Annotated in this window: 2 protein-coding genes; one reads left to right on the top strand and one right to left on the bottom strand. The window is 61.6% G+C overall.

The window, feature by feature from the left end:
- Positions 1–3,663: InlB B-repeat-containing protein (locus LBK75_05260; protein ID MDR1157701.1), on the top strand; the 3,663-nt coding region annotated here is incomplete at its 5' end.
- Between the two features lie 278 nt (positions 3,664–3,941).
- Here LBK75_05260 and LBK75_05265 read toward each other — a convergent pair.
- Positions 3,942–5,832: hypothetical protein (locus tag LBK75_05265; GenBank protein MDR1157702.1), on the bottom strand; the 1,891-nt coding region annotated here is incomplete at its 5' end.

Raw genomic sequence — 5,832 nt, forward strand, 5'->3', positions numbered from 1 at the left:
GCCAACGAGGGGCTAGACTATCACCACGACTTCGCCGCCTACCCCGGCTACCTGCCCGAGGGGAGCCGCACGATCCCGGCGTACGCGCCGGCCGGCCGGCTGTCTTCCACCTGGTACAAAAGCACGGAGGACATGATCGGCGCCAGTGAGGACCATCCCCCGGCCTCCTACATGTACCCGGATTATGACGCCGCGGACAACGACAACCTGAGCAATATGAACGGCACGGTCAACACCGGCCTGCTCACCTACGACATCATCAAGGGCGAGCGCACCTATCAGTACTTCAAGGGAACGCCGCTGTTCGCGTTCGGCTACGGCCTCACGTACACGACGTTTGCCTATTCCGACGTGACCGTGTCCGCCGTCGCGGACGGCACGTTCACCGTCTCCGGCAAGGTGACAAACACCGGCGGCGTTACCAGCGACGAAGTGGTGCAGGTGTACAGTTCCTTCGCGGGTACCCCGTCGCGGATCCAGCAGCCGGCCAAGCGCCTGATCGCCTACGACCGCCTCCCGGCCATCGAGCCGGATGAGACGAGAGACTTCAGCTTCGACGTGGAACTTGAGGACAAGATGGGCGTGTGGGACGTGGAGAGCGGCCAGTTCATCGTGGAGCTCGGCAGTTACACCATCGTGGCGGGCAGTGGCTCCGCAGTGAGCGCGGCCACCGGCAACAACACCACGCTGAACGTCACTGAGGCCAACGGCGGCACGGCGGCGCCGGCGCGCGACCTGACAGAGCTCACGCTGGCCGAGAACTTCGACGACTATCTGATCTACAACCCCGGCAGCGGTACATTGGGCGTGGTGGACACCGTCGAGTTCATCAGCTCCTCGGTCGACTACGACTCGAACACGGCCGTCCAGTTCCGCCGCGACGGCACTTGGCTCGCCTTCAAGGACGTCACATTTGCGAGCGTTCCCGCCGTGCTGACCGTGCGCGCGGGCGCCGAGAAATCCGGTGCGCTCACGGTGTACGCGGTCCCCGCCGGCACCGCGTTTGACACCGCCACCGCCGTCGCCGCGTTTGCGCTGACGGACACCCGACCGACCGGTTCCACATACGGCGAGGCGGGCATCGGCCCGGCGGGCGTCTACCCCGGCACCCCGGCGGGGCAAGAGACCCAGAGCCGCTACTTGCGTCCGGAACTGCGGACGGCGGCGGTCTCCGCCGCAAACCTCAGCGCCAACACCGCCTATGACATCTACGTCGTGGCGGAGAAGCGCGGCACTGCCCTCGAGTGGCTGAAGTTCGGCGCGGCAACCGACAACGACACGGCCGGCGTCGCGATCTCTCAGGTCTACTCGCAGGATTCCATCCGTGAGCAGGGCGGCGCCCTGGCGTTGCGGGCCGACCTCACGCCGGTCACGTCCACGCAGCCCGTGACTTGGACCGTCGCTTCGACGGGCGGTACGCCGACCGCTCTCGCGACGATCGACCCCGCCACCGGTGTGCTCACAGCCGCCGGCAACGGCACGGTACGTGTGACGGCTGTCTCCGGCACGCAGACGGCCGCCAAGGATATTTTCATCACGAATCAACTTGACGCCAACAAGGTGACATTTGACATCAACGCCAATCCTTTTGGACCGCCGGAGTTTGTCCCCATCACGCGGACGGTGGACTACATGCTGATCCGTTCGCCGAGCGTGATGAGTTTCGCCTGGGGGGACTTCGTCTTCAGCTTCTCCACCTATTGGGGCGCAAGCGACAGCATCTCCCGCTATCAGGGCACGCTCCAGCAGGTCATCATGTTCAAAGAGCTGTTCAACGAGACGGACGCTAAGTACGTGGCGACCGACTCCTACCTCACGCTGCCGGGCGACGCGGTAACCTGGTCGGTGGCGAACCGTGCCGGCACAGGCCCCACGCTCGCGGCGATCGACGCCGCGGGTCTGCTGACCGCCACAGGCGAGGGCGACGGTGACGTCGTGGTCCGAGCCGTGCTGAAGAGCAACCCGGACATCGTCTCCGAGCGCGTGATCCGGCTGCAAAACCAGAGCCCGAAGGACGCCTTTAAGATCATCGAGGCCGAGAATTGGGACACGGCGAGCGCCGGCAGCGACACCACGGGCAGCGCCTATGTGGCGGGCGGCAACGAAATAGGCGTCTACCAGACCTTCGCGGCGACGCGGCCCACGTATCCGCCCCCGGCGGATACGGATCCGACGCCCCCGGCCGTTCTTTCCTACAAGAACGTCGATTTCGGCGCCGGCGCCGGCATCTTCCAGCTGCGGCTGGCCGCCGTCGCGGCGGCCACCGTGGAACTGTGGATCGACGCGGCCGACACGGCCGGCGGCGGTACCCAAATTGGTACGCTGGCCGTCACGCCGACAGGCGGCGATAACTACGCGGACTACCAGAACCTCACCGCCTACGTTACTAAGACCACTGGCGTCAAAGATCTGTACCTGAAGGTCCTTCCCGCCACACCGACCGACACGGTGACGCTTCGGCTGAGCCGCTTCCAATTCGCCGCCGCGGACACGCAGACTGTATCTTTCGACGCACAGGGCGGCGAACTCCAGCCGGCGCCGCAGGTCTTTCCGCCGGCTGGCGGCTCTGCGACCGAGCCAACCGCACCCACCAGGGCCTACGCCACATTCAACGGCTGGTATACGGCGGCGACCAGCGGCACCCAATGGAATTTCGCCACTCCGATCACCAGCAGCCTTACCCTGTATGCGCAATGGACTGAGACACGATACACCGTGACTTTTGAGACAGACGGCGGCGACCAGATTCAAAGTCAACAAATCCTGCATGGCGCTCCTGTCGCCGATCCGGGCGTGCCTGCCCGACAGGGCTATACGTTCAGCGGTTGGTACACGACGGCGACCGGCGGCAGCAGGTGGGACTTTGACAATCCAATAACTTCAAATCTCGCACTGTACGCACATTGGACCGTGATTTCGTCCTCTACGTACGACCCAACCAAGCCACCAACGACTCCAAGTACGCCCCGCACGCCCGACGCTCCGGACGACACGTCCGACACACCCGATGCGCCCAGCGGACCGCTGGCCAGTTTCCCCGACGCGGGTCAAGTCTCCGGCTGGGCTACCGAATTTGTGGAACGGCTGGTGGAGGCGGAGATCATCTCCGGCCGCTCGAACGGCACCATTGACCCGAAGGGCAACGTGACGCGCGCCGAGCTCACCAAGATGATCGTGTTGGGCCTGGGACTTGAGGCCGGCGAAGCGCCCAAGTCCTTCGCGGACGTGACTGCGGGCGACTGGTTCAAGAGCGTCGTCGACACCGCCTCATCGCACGGGATCGTGCTCGGCGTCTCGGAGACGGCCTTTGCCCCGAATCGCACGATCACCCGTCAGGATCTGTGCACCATCGTTTACCGCGGGCTGGTCGCGCTGGATGTGACGCTTCCGGAGCTCGCCGACGGCAGCGCGTTCCCGGACGAGGCGCAGATCGCAAGCTACGCGCTGGACGCGGTGAAGACGTTGAATCAACTGAACATCGTCACCGGGCGCAGCAGCGGCGTCTTCGACCCGCAGGCGTACGCGACGCGCGAGGAAACCGCAAAGATCATCTGCGGCGTCATCGACTACATCGCTTCGGCCTCGGCGCCCGCTTCCACGGAATCGGACTCCACGGAGCCTGCCTCCACGGAATCCGATTCCACCGCGGAGCCTACTACGTAAGCACAAGGCACACAAACACAAATTGTTTAAATATCCAGTATTTTACAACGCAGAACAATAGGAAAACCTCTCCGCCTAACAGCGGAGAGGTTTTCCTATATTCTTCCATTTTCGTCCCGTATCAAAGCGATTGTTGACTTTTGTGCCTTTTTGTAATATTATTAAAGTGTTATCCCGGTTTTGTTGTTTCAATCATCCAGACAGTTTCTTTTTCAGGCAGATTCCAGGGGAATTGGCACGTGGCGTTTATTTTTTCATCCGGCGAAATAAATCGCCGGTCAGCGGCGGGCAAGGTTTTCGACACTTGAACCACAGATACTGTAGGAGGAGGTTGCCACCCCATGACTCACACCGGACATCTCAGACGGCTCCTGTCCCTCACCCTGGCCCTTGCACTTGTGCTTGCGGCTTCGCTGTTCACCTTGGCGCCGCCGCCGGCGCTGGCCGACTCGGATCCGCCCCCGACATTCCCCTTCACCAAAGTGTATGACTTCTACGACCCCGATGTGGAGGCCGGCGCCCGCCTCGACGACCTCATCTCCCGGATGACGCTGGACGAGAAGATGGCCTCCGGCGTCGGCGCGCGGCTCGGCGAGCTTGCCCTCGAAATAGGAGGCAATCGCCTTGTACGCAATCTTGATTTTGGACTCGTGCTGGAGCGACGAATTGTGGGCAATCTTGTGGAGCGCCTCGCGCAGGGCGGCCGGAAAGTCCGCGCACGTGAACACGTCCGGCGGTAACTCAGGCGGGATTTTGGGAACTTTAGACAGTTTCGTTTGGGCGTCCTGCAGATCCGCCAGGACGGTTTTCGCGCTCAATTCTGACTGCTCAAGATCAGACGTCAAGTCCCGGATCCGCTGCTCCTGCGCGTCGATCGATCGCTGCCGCTTGTCGATCTCGCCATGCGCCTGCGAGAGCTGCTTCTTGAGCGCGTCCGACTCGTGCTGCAGCTGCAGATTCTGCGCCCGCAGCGTCGGGATGACGGGCGGCACCTGGCGCGGCGGATCTGGTTTCGAAACGAGCGATGCCCTGAGGGTTTCAATTTCCGCGGTTGCGGCGGCGTAAAGTGTTTTCAGTGACCTCACTTCCTCCTTCTGTTTTTCGAGTTCGAGGGCGGTTTGCTCGCCGGACTGGCCCAATTGGCGGGACTTTTCACAGAGCTCTTTCTGCTTGCGATCGGATTGGGCGAGTTGTTCTGTGAGTTCCGATACGCGACTCAAAAGTTGATCGCGCGCGGCCTCGAGTTCTTTGTCGCGCTGGGTATTGAGAACCGGGGTCGGGGCAGGCAATTGAGGGGCTGGGGGGACGGGTTTGGCAGATTTTTCACGGGCGAGTTCGGATTTGAGAGTCAGAACTTTGCGTTCAAGGCCGCTAATTGTTGTCTGGGACTGGGTTGCCGCAGAATCGCCTTCGTCTCTCAGTTGGGCGAGCTGATCGTTCAGGCGGGAGATCTCCTGCTGATAGGAAAGGTCTGCAGCCTGGAAGTCGCGCTCGGTTTTGTCGACGAGTTTCTGAAGGCTATCGTTCGTCTCAATTTGGGTTCTCAATTTTAAGGCCAACTTTTTGAGACGACTTCTCAAATGACGAATGAGGTCAGCGTCGTCGCCGTTTGGTTTGGGGAGCTGGGACTGGGCCGGCTGGGTGTCCGGTGGTGGCTGGTTGAAGTAGCTGACTAGATCGTCAGGCGTTGTGAGGTTTTTGCCGGTGTAGCGCTGGGCGCCCTGAATGATGTGATCCAGGCGGCTCGAAAGGAGTGAGTAGTTGACCTTCAAGGCATCGTAGTCGGCCTTTTGCTGGGCAATCGCCTCCTGGAGATTTTGGCGCTCGCGACGGGATGAGGCTTCAATGGTGGCGAGGCGCTGGTCAAGACTAGCACGGTCGGCGGACACTTGCTGAGACGCCGTCCGGGTTTGGACCGAAAGACGATCGGACGCATCGTTGGCGGCTTGGAGAGCGATGCGGAGTCGATGCTCCAAATCTTCTTTCTCAGATTTGACGGTGCGGAGTTCGGAACTGAGCTTTGAATTGTCGGAGTGAAGCTGTGTGAGCCGGCTGGAGATTTCGACCGCTTCGTCAAATTGAGAACGAAGAGCGATAAACTCACGCTGAAGTTTATCGTATTGCTGGCGAAGAATGCGCTTGGGAGTGTTCTGGGAATCGGTGGAAGAG

The sequence above is a fragment of the Oscillospiraceae bacterium genome, from assembly GCA_031265355.1.
Classification (GTDB): Bacteria; Bacillota; Clostridia; order Oscillospirales; family UBA929; genus JAIRTA01.